This is a genomic window from Chitinophagales bacterium (genome assembly GCA_019638515.1).
Taxonomy (GTDB): domain Bacteria; phylum Bacteroidota; class Bacteroidia; order Chitinophagales; family LD1; genus UBA7692.
Genome location: JAHBTS010000008.1, coordinates 13428 through 30648, shown reverse-complemented (window position 1 = coordinate 30648; position 17221 = coordinate 13428). Strand labels below are relative to the sequence as shown.

Sequence of the window (17221 nt, the reverse complement as noted above, 5' to 3'; positions counted from 1 at the left end):
TCCGCTTCTTTATGTAAACCTATAACTACATTAAAAAATATTTGCCAGCACCTTTGCGGCAGTTGTAACTTCCTCTATGGTATTAAACTTAGAAAACGAAAATCTAAGCGATTTCCTGCTTTCATCTGCACCAATTGCTTCTAATACATGGCTGCCTTTTTCGGTACCCGAAGAGCAAGCACTGCCTCCACTTGCCGCAATGCCGGCCATATCTAAATTCATTAGCAGCATTTCGTTTTTAGCATGTGGCGGCAACGACACACTTAGTATTTTCGCAAACACATTTTCTTGCGCTCCATTAAACTCCACACCTGCAATAGCCTGCGCTAGTTGCTGTTTCATTTCATTTCTTAGCAGTAAAAAATGGGCTAACGTGCTTGCGGTTTCTTGCTGCGCCAACTCCAACGCCCTCCCTAAACCTACAATAGATGGTACATTTTCGGTACCAGCGCGCATATTCCTTTCTTGCCCTCCGCCATAAAACATGGGTTGCACATTTATTTGGCTGTTGATATATAAAAAGCCAACACCTTTGGGCCCGTGAAACTTATGTGCCGAGCCACTCAAAAAATGAACTTTCAACTGCTGCAAATCAAATGAAAAATAAGCCAAACTCTGTACTGTATCGGTATGGAAATAAGCGCCATAATGCTCGCACAATTGTGCTATAGCTGCGATATTGGTAATAGTTCCAATTTCGTTGTTTACGTGCATAAGACTTACCAATGTACACTTAGTATCTTGCAACAATTGTTGCAGCACATTCATATCAATATTCCCTTTGCCATCTACCGGCACAAACACTATTTCTACACCAGCTTTTGCTAAGTGCAACGAAGTATTTAACACACAATCGTGCTCCGTTTTAGATGTAATAATTCTTTTAACTCCCAGTGAATACACTGCAGCATTCAGTGCCATATTATTACTCTCGGTACCTCCGCTGGTAAAGAAAATTTCTCCGGGCGAAACATTCAAATATCCGGCTACCTGTTTTCGAGCTTTTTCAATCGCTGCCTTTGGCTTCCTACCATAAAAATGAATGGAACTTGGGTTGCCAAATTGCTCTGTAAAGTATGGCAACATTTCATCTAACACTCTTTTATCTAAAGGTGTGGTGGCAGCATTATCTAAATAAATGCGTTGCATAATGGTTCAAACGTAAGTATTTTTTGAGAAGCCCAAACAGCATAATGCGAAGTTTAGATTTTGTCAATACCCAGCGAAACATTTTTTTAACAGAACGCGTATTACATGATGAACTAACGAAAAACTTGAAAATCCTATTAAATGAAAGCACTAAGACTTACCAACCAAATTACCCAGCGCGATAGTGAATGTGTAGAAAAATACCTATCGGAAATAGGCAAAACCAACATGCTCACTTCCGAACAAGAAGCAAATTTAGCCAAGCGCATAAAAAACGATGATTTAGAAGCATTAGAAGAACTGGTAAATTCTAACCTACGCTTTGTAGTAAGCGTAGCCAAACAATATCAAAACCAAGGGCTGCCACTCAGCGATTTAATAAACGAAGGCAATTTAGGATTAATCAGAGCCGCCAAAAAATTTGACGAAACCAAAGGCTTCAAATTTATTTCCTATGCCGTTTGGTGGATTCGCCAAGCCATTATGCAAGCCATTATTGAGCAATCGCGCATTATCCGCGTACCTATTAACAAGGTAGGAACCTTCACAAAAATAAATCGTGCTTTCCAAGCATTCGAGCAAGAATACCAGCGCGAACCCAGTATTGATGAACTGGCAGAGCATGTGGGCATGAGTAAAGAAGATGTGAACGATTACTTTAAAAATAATACACCAACCCTCTCCACCGATGCCCGCTTTACCGAAGGCTCCAGCCTTGCCGATACACTTTCTAACATAGAAGATATGACTCCCGAGCAAAGCCTTATTAAAAAAAGTGCCGAAGCCGAACTCTTTGCCATGCTGGAGCAGCTAAACGAACGAGAAATTGAAATTATTACCAGCTACTTTGGTTTACGAGGTAAAGAACCCATGACCTTAGAAGAAATAGGGCAAAAATTTGGGCTTACCCGTGAACGAGTGCGCCAAATTAAAGAACGCTCTATGCAAAAATTAAAACAACATACCAACCCTAATTTGCTAGACGCCTTTTTAGGATAGACGAAGCACCAGCTCACCATAGTGACTCCTCACCGAAAGCAATTCTGTGAGGAGTCTTAGTTTATATACTGTATTTTTTTGCTCAACATTTTTACCTTATTCTAAAGTTACTATTATTGCACCGCTTTTCTACAAAAGGGGCATTAGCTCATTTGGCTAGAGCGCTACGCTGGCAGCGTAGAGGTGATCGGTTCGAATCCGATATGCTCCACTTTTTGTACACTTTTATATTCAGCCACAGTATCTTTTCTTGTACAAAATCACCCAAAGCACATATTGATTTTTTAATATAAGACAACCCTGTTAAAGAATCTTAAAATTTGGTATGTAAGTTGCAGATAAAAATACAAATTCTCTGCCTATGGAAAAATACTACGCTAAAAAATTGATTATTAGCTCTGTTTTGTTTTAGCCATAAGAGCAAAAACACATGCATTTTAAACAAAAAAAGGAGTTCAAACCAAATTGAACTCCTAATTTATTTAAGTCGGAACCGGAGCGAACGATTAGTCTTCTTCTTCCTCAAAGTCTTCGCCATACTTGGCGGTATCGTCCTGAAAATTATCAATACTAAAGTCTTGCCTACGCGAAAACTCTTCTTGTTTTAATTTAACCATATTCAGCCTATCGAGGCGGAAATTTCTATACTCATTACGCAAATGGCAAAAGCCTACCAAATTGCGTTTACGATCTTTGTAAACCAATGCCATTGGCTCAATATCGCGCACAGTAACGCCTTTTTCGCGGCTATCGTACTCAATGGTGGTGAGTTTGCAATTATCAATTGCATTGTTAATAGTGCTTAGCAAATTGGGTGAGTAGTGCATTTGCCTGCTACGTTGTTGGTTCCCCGATTTTGAATAGGTGGAATATCCGTTCATAATTTCTTCTTCTTTGTTACGGGGCAAATATAAATGCCTTTATATGATTTTGTCAAACTTTAGAGAATGTTTTTTTAATATAGAGTTTCCTCAAAGCATAAGTAAACACTATGCTCTGTAAACTATTTATAGAATGAAAGTTTTCAATAGTTTCTATCATATTATTATAGAAAAAAATGCAAATTCAATTGAAAAACAAGGGTGTAGATATATCAACTTTTGCAAAACATATTAAGGAGCTTTGCTCCAACTATATCTTAAAAAGCAAAATAAGCGTATCATTGTTTCTACAACAAAAACGCGAGGGAAATGTTACAAATAAAAGATAGGAAATTTAAATCGTTAGACGAGTATTTTCTTTACATTGCCGAAACACTCGGCTACCCACAAGAGTTAAAAGACTACTTTGTAAGCGATGTAACATTTAGCGATGGCATAAGCATTCATTTAGATGTATATGAATACGCTAAAGAAGCGCCAACCGTTGTTTTTATGCCGGGCACTTCGCTTTATGCACTTTGCTATGCCGAATTTATGTGGAAATTAGGCGAGCAGGGTTTTAATGTAATTGGCTTCGACCCGCGCGGACACGGCCAAAGCGAAGGTACACGTGGCGATTACACCATTACAGAACTTACGCGCGATGCCCAAAGCGTTATTACTTGGGCTATACAGCAGTTTAATAGCAATGTTTCGCTAATGGGCAGCAGCCAAGGCGGCATTGTAAGTTTTTACACCGCAGCCATTGATGAGCGCCTTAAAGGCGTAACCTGCCAAAACTTTGCAGATTTATTAGCACCCGAAACCATACAATTGGCAAGGCATCCCCGCTTGTTTAAATACCTGAAAGCCCTATTGGCAAAGGCAGGAAACATTCTACCAGCAGCACAAATTCCCATTACAAGCTATATTGATCTAGAAAAAATTCCCGTACGCTATTTTGGCAATGCTAAAAACTTTATAGAAAACGATCCACTTACATTAAAAACAATCTCACTCAAAGCGCTTCAATCGCTTGCTACCACACCAATGGCAAAACCGATTGAAGAAATCAAAGTGCCCGTAATGGTATTTCAGGGCGATGCAGATTCTATTTTCCCGGTTAGCTATACGCAACAGATTTTCAACAAAATCAACAGCCGCAAAAAAATGACCGTGTTTCCGGGAATGACACACGCACTCATGCACGAAAACACCGATGATATTTTGCCTGAAATTGTAAGTTGGCTGCGCGAAATTCATGGGCAGCAGCCTAAACCGGCAAGCGAACCCAAACCCGCAGAAGCCGCTAAAGAAAATTAACATCACAATTAAACTATCTCTTGATTTCGTTCGTTTGAACACTTATATTGCAAGCGCGAATAAAATTTTCTAACTTCGCACGCTTCTTTATCTTTTATTAAATAAAAACACAATAAAATCATGAGGCAACTCAAGATTTCCAAATCAATTACCAATCGCGAAAGCCAGTCTATTGAGAAATATCTTCAGGAAATTGGCAAGGAAGATTTGCTTACTCCCGAAGAGGAGGTGGAATTAGCACGCAGAATTAGACAAGGCGACCAAACAGCCTTAGAAAAACTTACACGTGCCAATTTGCGCTTTGTGGTTTCGGTAGCCAAACAATATCAAAACAACTCACTCTCATTAAACGACTTAATAAACGAGGGCAACCTCGGCTTGGTAAAAGCCGCACAGAAATTTGATGAAACCCGTGGTTTCAAGTTCATTTCGTATGCTGTTTGGTGGATTCGCCAATCTATTATTCAAGCATTGGCAGAACACAGCCGCTTGGTTCGCTTACCGCTTAATAAAGTAGGCTCACTTACCAAAATAAACAAAGCATTCTCCGATTTAGAACAAAAGTACCAACGCGAACCCACACCGGAGGAGTTGGCAGATATTCTAGAAATTACAGTTGAAGAAGTAGAAGCTACTTTGGGTATTTCTGCCCGCCACGTTTCTATGGATGCTCCTTTTACCGATGGCGAAAGCAATGCACTTATTGATGTATTGGAAAACCTGAATGCCGAAAAAACAGACGCGCATTTAGACTATAAAGAATCGTTGCGCCAAGAAACGGAGCGTACGCTTTCTTCTTTAACCGATCGCGAACGCGAAGTTATTAAGCGCTTCTTTGGTATTGGAGTAGAGCATCCGCAAACATTAGAAGATATTGGAGAAGAATTAGGAATTACGCGCGAACGTATCCGCCAAATTAAAGATAAGGCCATTACAAAATTACGTTCTCAAACTCGCAGCAAATCGCTTAAAGCATATTTGGGTCAGTAGTTTTTACTACCTTGTTATTGTAAGAAAGGTGAGCAGAAAATATGCTCACCTTTTTTGTTATATAAGTTTTATTATTGGCAATTCACTTCTCATTAAAAAACGCTGTAATGAAAAACTTATGCCTTGCGCTTATAGCAACTGTATTATTCATTAACTCCTATAGCCAGCAACCTATTCAGTTAGATTCTACTAATATGCCCTATGTTGGCTGGACACAAAAAACAGCCCGCGACACCTTCCCTCTTCCTTCGGTAAACTATGGTTTAAAAGGTGCCAACCGAACTTACGATTTCAGCAACTTGGTTTTATTCGATAACGATACAATTGAATACAGAGCGCTTACCAATCCGCAAAAAACAAAATTCTCATCTTCCAACTTGGCAACTACTGCCAATGGAGTATCGTTTCTTTTTTCAAAAACAACTGCAACAGGAGTAACATGGCAAGGGTTAGACGGAGAACTGCTTCCCGGATTTTCTACTGATGTAGCTTTTAATCCCGAACCAATTGTTGCCAAATTCCCAACAAAGTATGGCAACACTTATAGCGGCACTTGGGGCTTTACTAAAACGGTGGCCGGCTCTGCAGTTGGGCAGCCTGCCGTAAGCCAAGTAAAGGTAACCTACACCGGAAAGTACACCGATACAATAGACGGGTGGGGAAAAGTAATTACACCACATGCTGCCTATAAATGCCTGCGCGACCAACGCTACGAAACCAGTAATACCAAAATTGAAGTGGCAATTATTCCAAATATATTTTCAACCTTCAGCAATACTTTTGATACCACCAAACGCTATACTTACTTAACCAAAGAAGCGCGCGGCTCAGCACTCACCTTTAGTTATGATACCTCCGGCACACTTTTACAAGTTGCCTGGTCGCTCCAAAACCCCAACCCGCCCATTGCAGCTTTTACCTATTCGGTTGCACCAAATGGAGTAGTAACTTTTACAGATAGTTCAGATAACTACCCCAATACATGGAGTTGGAACTATAACGATAATACGCCTAACGGAAACACACAAAATCCTACACACACCTATACTTCTAACGGCAATTATTACGTGTGCTTAACAGCCACTAATGCAGGTGGCAGCCACACATTTTGCGATACGGTGCGTGTTGCAACTATTGGCACACCCAACCAAAAGCCAATTGCTATAAACGATACAGTTATCGTATTTCAACCAAATTCAATATCCATTCCTGTACTAGCAAACGATAGCGACCCCGACCAAAATGCGCTTACCGTTTCTATCCTCCAAAATGCTACGCATGGCAACGACACCGCAATAAACAGCCAAACCATACTGTATCAACCCAACGCGAGTTATGTAGGATTCGATACAATACGCTATACTATCTGCGATAATGGCACACCTTCGCTTTGCGATACTGCTTATATTTTTATTGAAGTAAAAGAACCGGTGATACTTCCTAATGCTGCTTTTAACTATACCGCCAGCACAACCAATTGTGGTGCGGTTTTCAGCAATGCTTCTTTACATGCAGATTCAGTAGTTTGGAAATTAAATGCAATAACCGGTATTACCGATACGCTTGCAACTGGCGATACGCTAAACATTACCCATACAAACTCTACCACATGGCAAGCCAATGTATGCTTGTATGCTTACAATAAATTTGGAGTAGATTCTTCTTGCCAACAAGTTGTAATTACTTGTGCTTCTATAAATGAAGTAGAAGATGTAGTGTACAAAATTTATCCTAATCCTTCGGCTGATATGTTTTTTGTAAGAAATAACCTTCCTTTTTTAATGGGCGTACACAGCATTCGTCTTATAGATTTAGAAGGAAGAATAGTGAAAGAAACTGCCGTAAACGAAAACAGTATTTTTGCGCGGGTTTCAACAGCAGATATACAGGCCGGCAGCTATGTTGCTGAGGTAATTTTAAATAATGGCAAAGTTGGCGGCAGGGCACAAGTGCTTATTCAGCACTAAGCAAATTCTATTGCAAACTTTGCTTCACCCAAATAAAAAAAGAGGCTGTCCTTTTGTGACAGCCTCTTTTTTTATTTAAGAGAGTTTGTATAAACTTATTCTTCTACCACAGCAGCGTTTAAGAAATCGCGGTTCATACGTGCAATATTTGAAATAGAAATACCTTTGGGACATTCTGCTTCGCAAGCTCCGGTATTGGTACAATTTCCAAAACCTTCACTATCCATTTGAGCCACCATGTTTAACACACGCGAATGGCGCTCCGGCTGCCCTTGTGGCAACAGTGCAAATTGCGAAACCTTGGCCGAAACGAACAACATGGCAGATGCGTTTTTGCAAGCCGCTACACAAGCGCCACAACCAATACAGGTAGCCGATGCAAACGCCATATCGGCATCTTCTTTTCCAATGGGCAAAGAGTTGGCATCTTGTGCATTGCCTGTATTTACAGATACAAAACCTCCGGCAGAAATAATTCTATCGAAAGCACTTCTATCTACTACTAAATCTTTAATAACCGGAAATGCCTTTGCACGCCATGGTTCTACTACTATAGTATCGCCATCTTTAAACGAGCGCATGTGCAACTGGCAGGTTGTAACACCTTGTAATGGTCCGTGCGGTTGTCCGTTTATGTACATACTGCACATACCGCAGATACCTTCGCGGCAATCGTGGTCGAATGCAATTGGGTCTTTACCATCGCAAATAAGTTTATCGTTCAGTACATCAAACATTTCAAGAAAAGACATATCTGGAGATACATCATTTACTTGGTGTGTTTCTAAACTACCTTTTGCATTTTGGTCCTTTTGTCTCCAAACTTTTAAGGTTACTTTCATATTGCCACTCATAACTGTATTTTTTGCTTGAATTTCTAATTACTTTCTATTCATTTATTTTAGTATCAGCTTATTTGTATGAACGCTGTGCAATTTTAATATTCTCGTATTTCAACTCTTCTTTATGTAGTTCCCAATCGTTGCCTTTAAATTCCCATGCGGCAACATAGCTGTAGTTGGCATCATCGCGGAGTGCTTCGCCTTCTTCTGTTTGGTACTCTTCACGGAAGTGTCCGCCACAAGATTCGTTTCTATTGAGTGCATCTTTACACATCAATTCGCCTAACTCTAAAAAGTCGGCAACTCTTCCTGCCTTTTCCAACTCAGGATTAAATTCATTGGCAGTACCCGGTACGCGTACATCTTTCCAAAACTCCTCGCGCAATTGCTGAATTTCGGTTATGGCTAATTTTAAGCCTTCGGCATTACGTGCCATACCGCACTTTTCCCACATTATTTTTCCTAGCTTTCTATGGAAATGATCTACTGGTTGTTTCCCTTTAATGGAGAAAAACTTATCAATTTTTTCTTGTACTGCTTTTTCTGCTTGCACAAACGCTTCGTGATCGGTAGGTATTGCTTTTACTCGAATTTCGTTTGAGAGATAATCGCCAATGGTATATGGAATTACAAAGTAACCATCGGCCAAACCTTGCATGAGTGCAGATGCTCCCAAGCGATTGGCTCCGTGATCGGAGAAGTTAGCTTCGCCCAAGGCATATAAGCCCGGAACGGTTGTCATTAAATTGTAATCTACCCACAAGCCTCCCATAGTGTAGTGCACGGCAGGATAAATTTGCATGGGCTCTTCGTATGGATCTACTCCGGTAATTTGCTTGTACATATCAAACAAGTTGCCGTATTTTTCTTTTACTACTTCTTTACCCATTGCCACCAGCTCTGCATCCGACACGTTGGTTAAACCATGTTTAGCAGCTTCTATGGTTCCATAGCGTTTTGTATTGAATGCAAAATCGAGGAATACAGCTTCACCCGTTGCATTTACTCCAAAACCTGCATCGCAGCGTTCTTTTGCAGCACGTGAAGCCACATCGCGCGGTACTAAGTTTCCGAAAGCCGGATACCTTCTTTCTAAATAATAATCGCGATCTTCTTCAGGTATTTGGCTGGCTTTTTTCTTTCCTTTTCTAATTGCCTCTGCGTCTTCTTTCTTTTTAGGCACCCAAATTCTACCATCGTTTCTCAACGATTCACTCATGAGCGTAAGCTTACTTTGGTGGTCGCCCGAAACCGGAATACAAGTAGGGTGAATCTGTGTGAAACAAGGATTACCAAAAAATGCGCCTTTTTTATGCGCTTTCCACGCTGCAGTTACATTGGAACCCATTGCATTGGTAGAAAGGAAAAATGCATTGCCATAACCTCCTGTACACAATAAAACGGCATGCCCAAAGTGGCGTTCCAACTTGCCGCTTACTAAATCGCGGGCTATAATTCCACGGCATTTTCCATCTATCATTACCACATCTAGCATTTCGTGGCGGGCATACATTTTTACAATACCCATACCTACTTGACGCTGCAATGCGGAATAAGCGCCCAACAATAACTGCTGACCGGTTTGCCCTGCAGCATAAAAAGTTCTTTGCACTTGTGTACCGCCAAACGAGCGGTTGCTTAACATACCACCGTATTCGCGCGCAAACGGCACACCTTGTGCCACACATTGGTCAATAATATTGGCACTCACTTCTGCCAAGCGATATACGTTGGCTTCGCGCGAGCGGTAATCGCCACCTTTTACGGTATCGTAAAATAAACGATAAACAGAATCACCATCGTTCTGATAATTCTTAGCGGCATTTATACCTCCTTGTGCAGCAATAGAGTGCGCTCTACGTGCCGAGTCTTGAAAGCAAAATACTTTTACTTTATATCCCAACTCTGCCAACGAAGCTGCGGCTGCCGCTCCGGCTAAGCCAGAACCAATAACCAACACTTCAATACTGCGTTTGTTTGCCGGATTTATTAAATGAACGGTAGATTTATATTTTGTCCATTTAGTTTCGATTGTACCATCAGGAATTCTTGAATCTAATGCTGCCATGTACTAAATATTTTAAAGGTTCTTTCTATTGAATAAGTTGAAAATAAAATGCCAAAGGCATAGAAGCAAAAAGTGCTGAAATTACAATTGAAAACACAGTGCCTACATTGGCAATGAGCGCATTGTATTTCACGTGGTTTAGACCCAATGTTTGAAAGGCACTTTTAAAACCGTGCATTAAATGCCAAAGTAGCGAAATGCAACCTGCCAAATAAATTACCACTATATACCAATAGCTAAATTTTTCTTTCATTAAAGAATATAAATTCAACTCTTCGCCTGTGGCAAATTGGTTGGCTCTGTTTGGTATCCAAAAATGAGCTGTGTGAATAATTAGGAACAACAATAATAAGGTTCCCAACAAGCCCATGCTGCGCGAATACCATTTGCTATTGGCATTTGCATTGCTGTAAGCATACTTTACGGGGCGGGCATCGTTGTTATGTTTTAAAAGCAAAATACCATCCACAATGTGAATGAGAAAGCCTGCCACTAAGCCAATTTCTAAAGTTCTAATAATTGGATTGGTTCCCATAAAATGTGCCCAATGCCCAAATGTTTCACCTCCATCGTTGTAAAAAATCATGGCGTTTATAGCAGCATGAATTACAAGAAATGAAATCAAGAAAAGTCCCGTTAATCCCATTAAAGCCTTTTTGCCAATAGAGGATTTAAAGAGATAAGAACTGATGGTTTTATCTGTTTTTGTACTCACTGTTTAAAATTTAAGCCCGTCAAAAATAGTTTACCTGCGCATATTTAAAAGCTAATATTTATCAGTTTTGTAAACATACTGTGCAGGAATGGGTTACAAAAAAGTTACAATAATGAATTAAATAGGGCGCTGTAAGCAAAATATACTGCCTGCATAATTTTATATACTTGATTTATGCCTCTCTATCTTTTCACTACCATCTTACACCAATGCGATACTTAGCAATGTTACCATTAGCACTATTACTTAATAGCTGCGGCAATACACCTCAATCGGTTAGTACCGCACCACCACCCAACTATACAGCACTGGGCGATAGTATTACTACCGAAATTCAACAAGTATTTATGCAGCGCGTAAGTGCTGCAATGCAGCAAGGCGGTTCCGAGCATGCCGTAACCTATTGCAATATACATGCAATGCCTATTACCGATTCGCTTTCAAACATTTACCACGCAAGCATACAAAGGTTAAGCAATAAGAATAGAAACCCTTTAAATGCAATTAACGCCACTGCCGATAGCTTGGCATGGAAAAAAATAGAAACGCAAAAAGTATCTTTTGCAGAACAAAAAAACGAAGGCGAAGTGGTGTACTACAAGCCCATATTTTTAGCCATGCCGGCTTGTATAAAATGCCACGGAAACACTTCCGATATTACTGAAGGAACCCAAGTTCTTTTAAAACAAAAATATCCTAACGATTTGGCCACAGGCTACAGCTTAGGCGAATTGCGAGGCATGTGGAAGATTAAATTTAAAACCAATTAGCCAATTTACACTACAAAGTGAATGGCCTGTTTTACTAGCTGTAATTCAATAGGGCTATATCCAACAAATTCGCCATCCATATCGATAGGAAGTTTTCCTTGGGGGGCATGTATGCTTATATATTCTGCTTCCATATATTTCATTTGAGGATGCAATATTCTTTTGCACTTTTTTACGTTGCCCAAATTTTTAATGTAATCAAGCATCGAAATTTCACCAAGAATTACAATTGAAAATTTACCATCAGCTACATTTGCATCGGGAGCAATACCTAAACCACTACCAAAATACTTTCCATTTGCTACCACAAAATTCATTACGCTTCCGGTATAAGAAAATGAATTGCTCTTTACTTCTATTGCTTGGTTTTTGTAGGTAAGCAATGTACCTACAATAGCGCGCTGATACGTTAGCGCAGCTCCCATCCATTTGGAATAGCGGCTTAAACGTTCGGCTACCACACCGCCCATTCCCACATCGGTGATATTTACGAACCATCGCTGCACCTTTTCGCCACCAACTGTAAAATAAGTTGCATGTCCTAAATCTATTAACGTACAAGTATCGTTTTGTATAGACTGATATAGTGTTTCTATTGTGCTGGGCGACTGTATGGTTTTAATAAAATCATTTCCTGCACCAAGGGGCAATACCGCTAGGCGAACAAGGTGTTGCTCATGCTCGGGCAATACTTTTACACCTTTCATTACACCATTGGCAGTTTCGTTTAAACTGCCATCGCCACCTGCGCAAACAATATACCGATAGCCTGCTTTTACTGCATCACAAGCAATTTCGGTAGCATGTGCTATATGCTTTGTTTCTTCAACCAGCACATCGTGTTCGGCAAATAATAGTTTGGCTTTTTCGGCTAGAGCCGAAGCTCCTTTTGCCTTACCATGAATAATAAATGCGATGCGTTTCATACTGCTAATTTGGGTATGTAAAATCGGGATGGTACTGCTGCCATCGGCTACGGTAATTGCTTATTTGCAGGTGTATCCATGCATTATCTTTTCCTAATTCTTTTGCCATTATTTTGGCTATAGTTTGCACCATTGTTTCGTCCCACATTTTCATTGCATAAGTAATATGTGTTCTGCGGGTTAAAATATCATCTAAGGTAACAGCAAACTGATGCCTGATAAAAAATATTATTTCTGCAACTGAATAACTGTAAGCATCTGAAATTTTATGCGCTGCTGCTTTATCTTCTTGAATAATTGCATCTATAAAACAACCCTGTTTTCCATATTGTAAACTCCATACAGTTGCTGTACTATGCACCACAGGTATTTCAAATTTAGCTGGTGAGTTTAATTTTTCTTTAGCTATAGCTAAGCAATGCGCGCCCATAGAAAGAAACGAAGTGAGTTTGCCCCCGGCTATATTCAACATATTAGTAGCGTTCCACCAAATTTTATACTCCCGCGACCGACCATAACTATTAGAAGATTTCTCATCTGCAAGCATTGGCCGCAAACCTGCGTACACAGCAATAATATCGCTATAAGAGAGGTGAGCAGAGGGAAAACTTTTATTGAACGATTGTAATATATAATCCACATCTTTTTGTGTAGCATTTACCGTATCGGGCGGGTGCAAAAAATCTGTATCGGTAGTCCCCAAAATGGTTAAGTTGTTTTCCCACGGCAAGTTGTAAAGCAAACGCCCATCGCCATTGGCCGAAGCAACAATGGCAACTGTATCTTTAGGCATTTTTGAAGTTGCAACTACTACATGTACTCCCTTGCTTGGCTTCATTACAGAAGTATCAGAGGCACTTAGCATACCCAAAACTTCATCAGTCCAAACTCCGGCAGCATTTACATACACTGTTGCTTTTGCTTCAAAAATTTCACCAGAAACAAAATCTTTACAGCGTATGGCTTGTATGCTATCTTCTTGCCGATTAAAGCCAACTACGCCACAATAATTAAGCACAACCGCACTTTGCTGTGCAACAGTAGAAATTACTTCAAGTACTAACTTGGCATCGTTGGTACTTGCATCCCAATAAATAATTCCACCTGCAAGATTGGCAGCATTCAATCCGGGCAAGTGCTGCAATACTTCTTTGGCAGAAAGTAAGCGATGAGGCGGAATAGCAGATTTTCCTGCCAGCGCATCATATAAACTAAGCCCGATATTTTTAACCCATAAATTTATTTTGGAACCATACGAAGGTAAAACATAAGGAATGGGCTTTACTAAATGTGGATACATCTCTAATAAATGGCCACGCTCTAATAATGCTTCGTGCACCAATTGCAACTGAAAATTTTTAAGATACCGCAATCCACCATGAATCATTTTTGAAGAGCGGCTACTAGTTCCATAAGCAAAATCTTCGCGTTCTAACAGCAATACTTTATAGCCATTTGCAACTGCATGATGTGCAATACCGGATCCCGTAATGCCGCCACCAATAATGCAAATATCAAATTGCTCTGTTTGGGCGCGCGCTATTTGCTGCTCTCTATTCATCAAACAATTTTCCGGGATTTAAAATTGTATTGGGATCGAGTGTATGCTTTATTGCCTTTAGCACTTCACGTGTAAGTGTGTCAGTTTGTTGCACATACCATTTTTGATGGTCGCGTCCAATACTGTGGTGGTGCGACACTGCCCCGCCATGCGCCACAATGGTATCCGTAACTACAGTTTTAATTGCTTGCCACTGTGCCAGTGGTTGCACGCTATCTTGCCTGGTAATTACCGTAAAATAAATACTGCTCGAAGCTGTGTACACATGCGACAGGTGTGCTAGCAGTATCCCTTTTTCATTTCCAAAGGCCGGTAACTGTTGCAATTTCAACTGTAGGTCTGCCTTCATTGCGCCAATCTTATTCCACGGAAGCACGGTTTCCATAGTATCAACAAAAATACCACGCTCCAATAAATCATCGCGCAAGTAAGGAAGTCCAAATCTAGACAACTCCCATTTTTTACCCAAACTTTCGCCACTTAAAAGGCCATTGTATTTTTTTATTACAGATGAAGCAAATGCCGATCTCTGCACTGCTTCATCTGAGGCGCCATCAAAACGCAGCATCATCAGAGAAGGTTTTTCGATGCCCTTAAACTTCAAAACCATCTGGGTGAAATACGATTTCAATTTAGAAAATACCGAAGGTGCTTCGTGCGATAATTGCGATAGAAAAAACGTTTCTTGTTCATCTGAATAGCGCACAACCGAAGGATACAAACCCGCATGAATCAATTCGCGCAAAGCGTGTGTCCCGTTTTCAAACGAAGGAAAAACGGCCGTTACCCATTTTTTACTTTGGGGCAATGGGTGAATACGCACTTTCGCTTCTACCACTATGCCAAAGGTGCCTTCGGAACCAAAGAAAAGCGATTTAATATTTACACCTTCCGCATCGCCTTCGTAGGCACCTGCAGAAATTTCGCCTTGAGGTGTAACCACCTTTAATGCTATAACAATATCTTCGATCCTTCCATAATAAGAAGACTCCTGCCCTGCCGAGCGTGTTACAATCCATCCTCCCAAAGTAGAGTATTCAAACGATTGGGGGAAATGCCCAAGTGTAAACCCCTTCTTATTCAAATGCTGTTCTAATTCCGGCCCATAAATACCGGCCTCGAAAACAGCGGTATGGTTTACCTCATCTATGCTTACTACACTGTTTAAGGCACTTAAATCCAGCACGACATGCTTAGTTGTCTTTTCTTTTTGCGCAAATGCGCCTACCACATTACTTCCACCACCAAACGGAACAACTACAATACGATGCTCGCTTGCCCACGCTATTACTTGCTGCACCTCGCTTGGCGAAGATGGGCAAATTACTGCATCGGGTAAGTGAATGTTGCTATGATAAAAGGCAGATAACAAATCGGGGTAGCTCTTTCCGGTAGCTTTTTTTAAGCGCGCATCTATAGTGGTTTTAATTTCTATAGAAGGTAAATGCCGAGAGAAGAGTTGAACAACCTCATCGGATGAATCTACTGCTATTTTATACGCAGGCGTATTATTTATGTTATCGAACGATGTGGTGAAACGCGTTTCAAAATGCGTTTTCAACTTTTGATATTGTGTGAGCTTTTTCCGTTTTGCAGGATCGCCCCATTTCCACCAATCACTCTCGGTAGCTTGTATACTATCTTCCATTTACTAGCAATGCTTTTATTCTATAAACTGCAAAATAAGAAAGCTGCCACAAAACCCAATCGCTTGTGCTGTTTTCTTTTAGTGCACTACAACATTGCTTGCCAGAAAAACAATACTACTTTACCTCAGGCTTAGGTTTATTACTTCTCTACGCAGGTATAGCCTTTATCTTCCAAAGTTATTCTACCTAACTTAGCTGTGTTTTCACTGGCGTTATCGCTCCAGCAAAACTTCTCTTCTTTTACTGCCGAAGAATCGTTGAGCGTGCAACTACCGCCTGCCAATGTTATTCCTAACATTACTTGCTCTAAACTTACACCTCCGGGAATATCACCTTCGCATAGATTTTGCGTAGCACCTTGCACTACGCACGTAGCACATTTTTTACTTGGCAAAGTGCAAGTGGTACATTTTTTTGAGCAACTTGATGCCATTACCATTACAAATACCGCCAACACTGAAAAAAAAGTCTTCATGTACATATTGATTTTTAAAATAGCGAAACAGATTAAACAATTAAAATAAAAAAAGCTACCTGTAGGTAGCTTTTTGTTTGTGGGCGCAGAAGGATTCGAACCTCCGACCCTCTGCTTGTAAGGCAGATGCTCTGAACCAACTGAGCTATGCGCCCTCTCGATTGGGAGCGCAAATGTATATTCTTTTCAGATTTCTACAAGTACTAACCCAAAAAAAGTTTTTCAAAAAAAATAATTCAACCAAAAAATTACTGCAAAACCACCTCAGCAACTACTTATTTTGATAGCACCAACAAGTAATGCGAAAAAATAGATTCCTGCTTTAGCAGTACAACAGTTTCTTTGTGTAAACCGACCATACTGCACAATGTTTCGTACTCCTGCAATGTGTATTGATGTGGATGTAAAATATCGCCCGGAATAGTTGCAAAAACACGCTTCAACATACTGTGGCGATGCGCATCCACCGAGAGCAGTACTCTACCGCCCGGCTTTACCCAACTATACAAGCGCTTTAAACAAAGTTGAATATCGCGCACATGGTTTATAGCATTGAAGCAAAGTACCACATCAAAACTATGGTGAATAGATGCCGCTTCAATAGATGCAGGTACAAAAGTTACATGTCCATATTCTTTCGGGTTGAAAAATGGCAACTTCTGCTCGTAAGCCAACAGCAATGGATCTACTGCTGTTATTTTATTTTTATTCAGAAAAATGAAACATCCTGCTGGACCGCATCCCAACTCCAAAATTTGTTGCTGAGGCTGAATGTGCAATACCGATTCTACTTTTTTAAATACGCTTTCCCAATACTTTTTTTTCCATTCGAGGTAAGTGTGTTTTTGCTTGTTTTTAAAATAAAAACGCCACCACCATAATTCAAAAAACTGCGCTACACGCCATTTTAAATTGCTGAAAGCCATC

Annotated in this window: 15 protein-coding genes and 2 tRNA genes; 6 read left to right on the top strand and 11 right to left on the bottom strand. The window is 40.3% G+C overall.

The features are described 5' to 3' along the window. Window positions 1-30: 30 nt before the first annotated feature. A complete protein-coding gene (locus KF872_11745) occupies window positions 31-1149 on the bottom strand; it encodes a cysteine desulfurase (protein MBX2904214.1) in 1119 nt (372 codons plus the stop codon). Window positions 1150-1290: 141 nt separating this feature from the next. Here KF872_11745 and KF872_11740 point away from each other — a divergent pair, with 141 nt between their 5' ends. Both KF872_11740 and KF872_11735 read left to right on the top strand, forming a co-directional pair. Next, window positions 1291-2148, top strand: a complete 858-nt coding sequence (locus tag KF872_11740; GenBank protein ID MBX2904213.1) for an RNA polymerase sigma factor RpoD/SigA — start codon at window positions 1291-1293, stop codon at window positions 2146-2148. A 137-nt stretch (window positions 2149-2285) separates the two neighbouring features. Next, window positions 2286-2359 (top strand) — tRNA-Ala (locus tag KF872_11735). A gap of 295 nt (window positions 2360-2654) precedes the next feature. Here the strand turns inward: KF872_11735 and KF872_11730 are convergent. After that, window positions 2655-3029, bottom strand: coding sequence for a WYL domain-containing protein (locus KF872_11730; protein MBX2904212.1), 375 nt, complete (start codon window positions 3027-3029; stop codon window positions 2655-2657). Window positions 3030-3338: 309 nt separating this feature from the next. Between KF872_11730 and KF872_11725 the strand changes: the two genes are divergently transcribed. From KF872_11725 to KF872_11715, 3 genes are all read left to right on the top strand, one after another. Beyond that, the gene (locus tag KF872_11725; GenBank protein MBX2904211.1) at window positions 3339-4331 is read left to right on the top strand and encodes an alpha/beta fold hydrolase; all 993 of its coding nucleotides are present in this window, start codon (window positions 3339-3341) and stop codon (window positions 4329-4331) included. A 120-nt stretch (window positions 4332-4451) separates the two neighbouring features. Continuing rightward, entirely contained in the window at window positions 4452-5321 is an 870-nt protein-coding gene (locus tag KF872_11720) for an RNA polymerase sigma factor RpoD/SigA (protein MBX2904210.1), read from the top strand. Between the two features lie 107 nt (window positions 5322-5428). Continuing rightward, the gene (locus KF872_11715; GenBank protein ID MBX2904209.1) at window positions 5429-7288 is read left to right on the top strand and encodes a cadherin-like domain-containing protein; all 1860 of its coding nucleotides are present in this window, start codon (window positions 5429-5431) and stop codon (window positions 7286-7288) included. Between the two features lie 95 nt (window positions 7289-7383). Here KF872_11715 and KF872_11710 read toward each other — a convergent pair whose 3' ends face one another. The 3 genes from KF872_11710 to KF872_11700 are packed head-to-tail and all read right to left on the bottom strand — an operon-like array spanning window position 7384 to window position 10844. Beyond that, complete coding sequence (locus tag KF872_11710; protein ID MBX2904208.1) at window positions 7384-8142, bottom strand: succinate dehydrogenase/fumarate reductase iron-sulfur subunit; 759 nt, start codon at window positions 8140-8142, stop codon at window positions 7384-7386. 58 nt (window positions 8143-8200) lie between these two features. Further along, window positions 8201-10198 (bottom strand): fumarate reductase/succinate dehydrogenase flavoprotein subunit, encoded by a 1998-nt coding sequence (locus tag KF872_11705; protein ID MBX2904207.1) that lies wholly within the window; start codon window positions 10196-10198, stop codon window positions 8201-8203. 25 nt (window positions 10199-10223) lie between these two features. Beyond that, window positions 10224-10844: a succinate dehydrogenase cytochrome b subunit gene (locus tag KF872_11700; GenBank protein ID MBX2904206.1), complete on the bottom strand. Its 621-nt coding sequence runs from the start codon at window positions 10842-10844 to the stop codon at window positions 10224-10226. 278 nt (window positions 10845-11122) lie between these two features. Here KF872_11700 and KF872_11695 point away from each other — a divergent pair, with 278 nt between their 5' ends. Beyond that, the gene (locus KF872_11695) at window positions 11123-11683 is read left to right on the top strand and encodes a DUF3365 domain-containing protein (GenBank protein ID MBX2904205.1); all 561 of its coding nucleotides are present in this window, start codon (window positions 11123-11125) and stop codon (window positions 11681-11683) included. A gap of 5 nt (window positions 11684-11688) precedes the next feature. Here the strand turns inward: KF872_11695 and KF872_11690 are convergent, their stop codons facing one another. From KF872_11690 to KF872_11665, 6 genes are all read right to left on the bottom strand, one after another. After that, a complete protein-coding gene (locus tag KF872_11690) occupies window positions 11689-12609 on the bottom strand; it encodes a hypothetical protein (GenBank protein ID MBX2904204.1) in 921 nt (306 codons plus the stop codon). Between the two features lie 4 nt (window positions 12610-12613). After that, window positions 12614-14170, bottom strand: a complete 1557-nt coding sequence (locus tag KF872_11685; protein ID MBX2904203.1) for a glycerol-3-phosphate dehydrogenase/oxidase — start codon at window positions 14168-14170, stop codon at window positions 12614-12616. Further along, on the bottom strand, window positions 14163-15818 hold the full coding sequence (locus KF872_11680) for an FAD-binding oxidoreductase (protein MBX2904202.1): 1656 nt from the start codon (window positions 15816-15818) through the stop codon (window positions 14163-14165). The genes KF872_11685 and KF872_11680 overlap by 8 nt, the downstream gene beginning before the upstream one ends. A gap of 140 nt (window positions 15819-15958) precedes the next feature. Beyond that, window positions 15959-16294 carry a hypothetical protein gene (locus KF872_11675; GenBank protein ID MBX2904201.1) on the bottom strand — a complete coding sequence of 112 codons (336 nt, stop codon included), beginning with the start codon at window positions 16292-16294 and terminating at the stop codon, window positions 15959-15961. Window positions 16295-16374: 80 nt separating this feature from the next. Continuing rightward, window positions 16375-16449 (bottom strand) — tRNA-Val (locus KF872_11670). A gap of 120 nt (window positions 16450-16569) precedes the next feature. Then, a complete protein-coding gene (locus tag KF872_11665; GenBank protein MBX2904200.1) occupies window positions 16570-17220 on the bottom strand; it encodes a class I SAM-dependent methyltransferase in 651 nt (216 codons plus the stop codon). Window position 17221 lies beyond the last annotated feature (1 nt).

What these genes read in the sequence shown, in the direction of transcription:
- KF872_11745 (MBX2904214.1), bottom strand. Translation starts at nt 1,149, where the DNA reads ATGCAACGCATTTATTTAGATAATGCTGCCACCACACCTTTAGATAAA.
- KF872_11740 (MBX2904213.1), top strand. Translation starts at nt 1,291, where the DNA reads ATGAAAGCACTAAGACTTACCAACCAAATTACCCAGCGCGATAGTGAA.
- KF872_11730 (MBX2904212.1), bottom strand. Translation starts at nt 3,029, where the DNA reads ATGAACGGATATTCCACCTATTCAAAATCGGGGAACCAACAACGTAGC.
- KF872_11725 (MBX2904211.1), top strand. Translation starts at nt 3,339, where the DNA reads ATGTTACAAATAAAAGATAGGAAATTTAAATCGTTAGACGAGTATTTT.
- KF872_11720 (MBX2904210.1), top strand. Translation starts at nt 4,452, where the DNA reads ATGAGGCAACTCAAGATTTCCAAATCAATTACCAATCGCGAAAGCCAG.
- KF872_11715 (MBX2904209.1), top strand. Translation starts at nt 5,429, where the DNA reads ATGAAAAACTTATGCCTTGCGCTTATAGCAACTGTATTATTCATTAAC.
- KF872_11710 (MBX2904208.1), bottom strand. Translation starts at nt 8,142, where the DNA reads ATGAGTGGCAATATGAAAGTAACCTTAAAAGTTTGGAGACAAAAGGAC.
- KF872_11705 (MBX2904207.1), bottom strand. Translation starts at nt 10,198, where the DNA reads ATGGCAGCATTAGATTCAAGAATTCCTGATGGTACAATCGAAACTAAA.
- KF872_11700 (MBX2904206.1), bottom strand. Translation starts at nt 10,844, where the DNA reads ATGGGATTAACGGGACTTTTCTTGATTTCATTTCTTGTAATTCATGCT.
- KF872_11695 (MBX2904205.1), top strand. Translation starts at nt 11,123, where the DNA reads ATGCGATACTTAGCAATGTTACCATTAGCACTATTACTTAATAGCTGC.
- KF872_11690 (MBX2904204.1), bottom strand. Translation starts at nt 12,609, where the DNA reads ATGAAACGCATCGCATTTATTATTCATGGTAAGGCAAAAGGAGCTTCG.
- KF872_11685 (MBX2904203.1), bottom strand. Translation starts at nt 14,170, where the DNA reads ATGAATAGAGAGCAGCAAATAGCGCGCGCCCAAACAGAGCAATTTGAT.
- KF872_11680 (MBX2904202.1), bottom strand. Translation starts at nt 15,818, where the DNA reads ATGGAAGATAGTATACAAGCTACCGAGAGTGATTGGTGGAAATGGGGC.
- KF872_11675 (MBX2904201.1), bottom strand. Translation starts at nt 16,294, where the DNA reads ATGAAGACTTTTTTTTCAGTGTTGGCGGTATTTGTAATGGTAATGGCA.
- KF872_11665 (MBX2904200.1), bottom strand. Translation starts at nt 17,220, where the DNA reads ATGGCTTTCAGCAATTTAAAATGGCGTGTAGCGCAGTTTTTTGAATTA.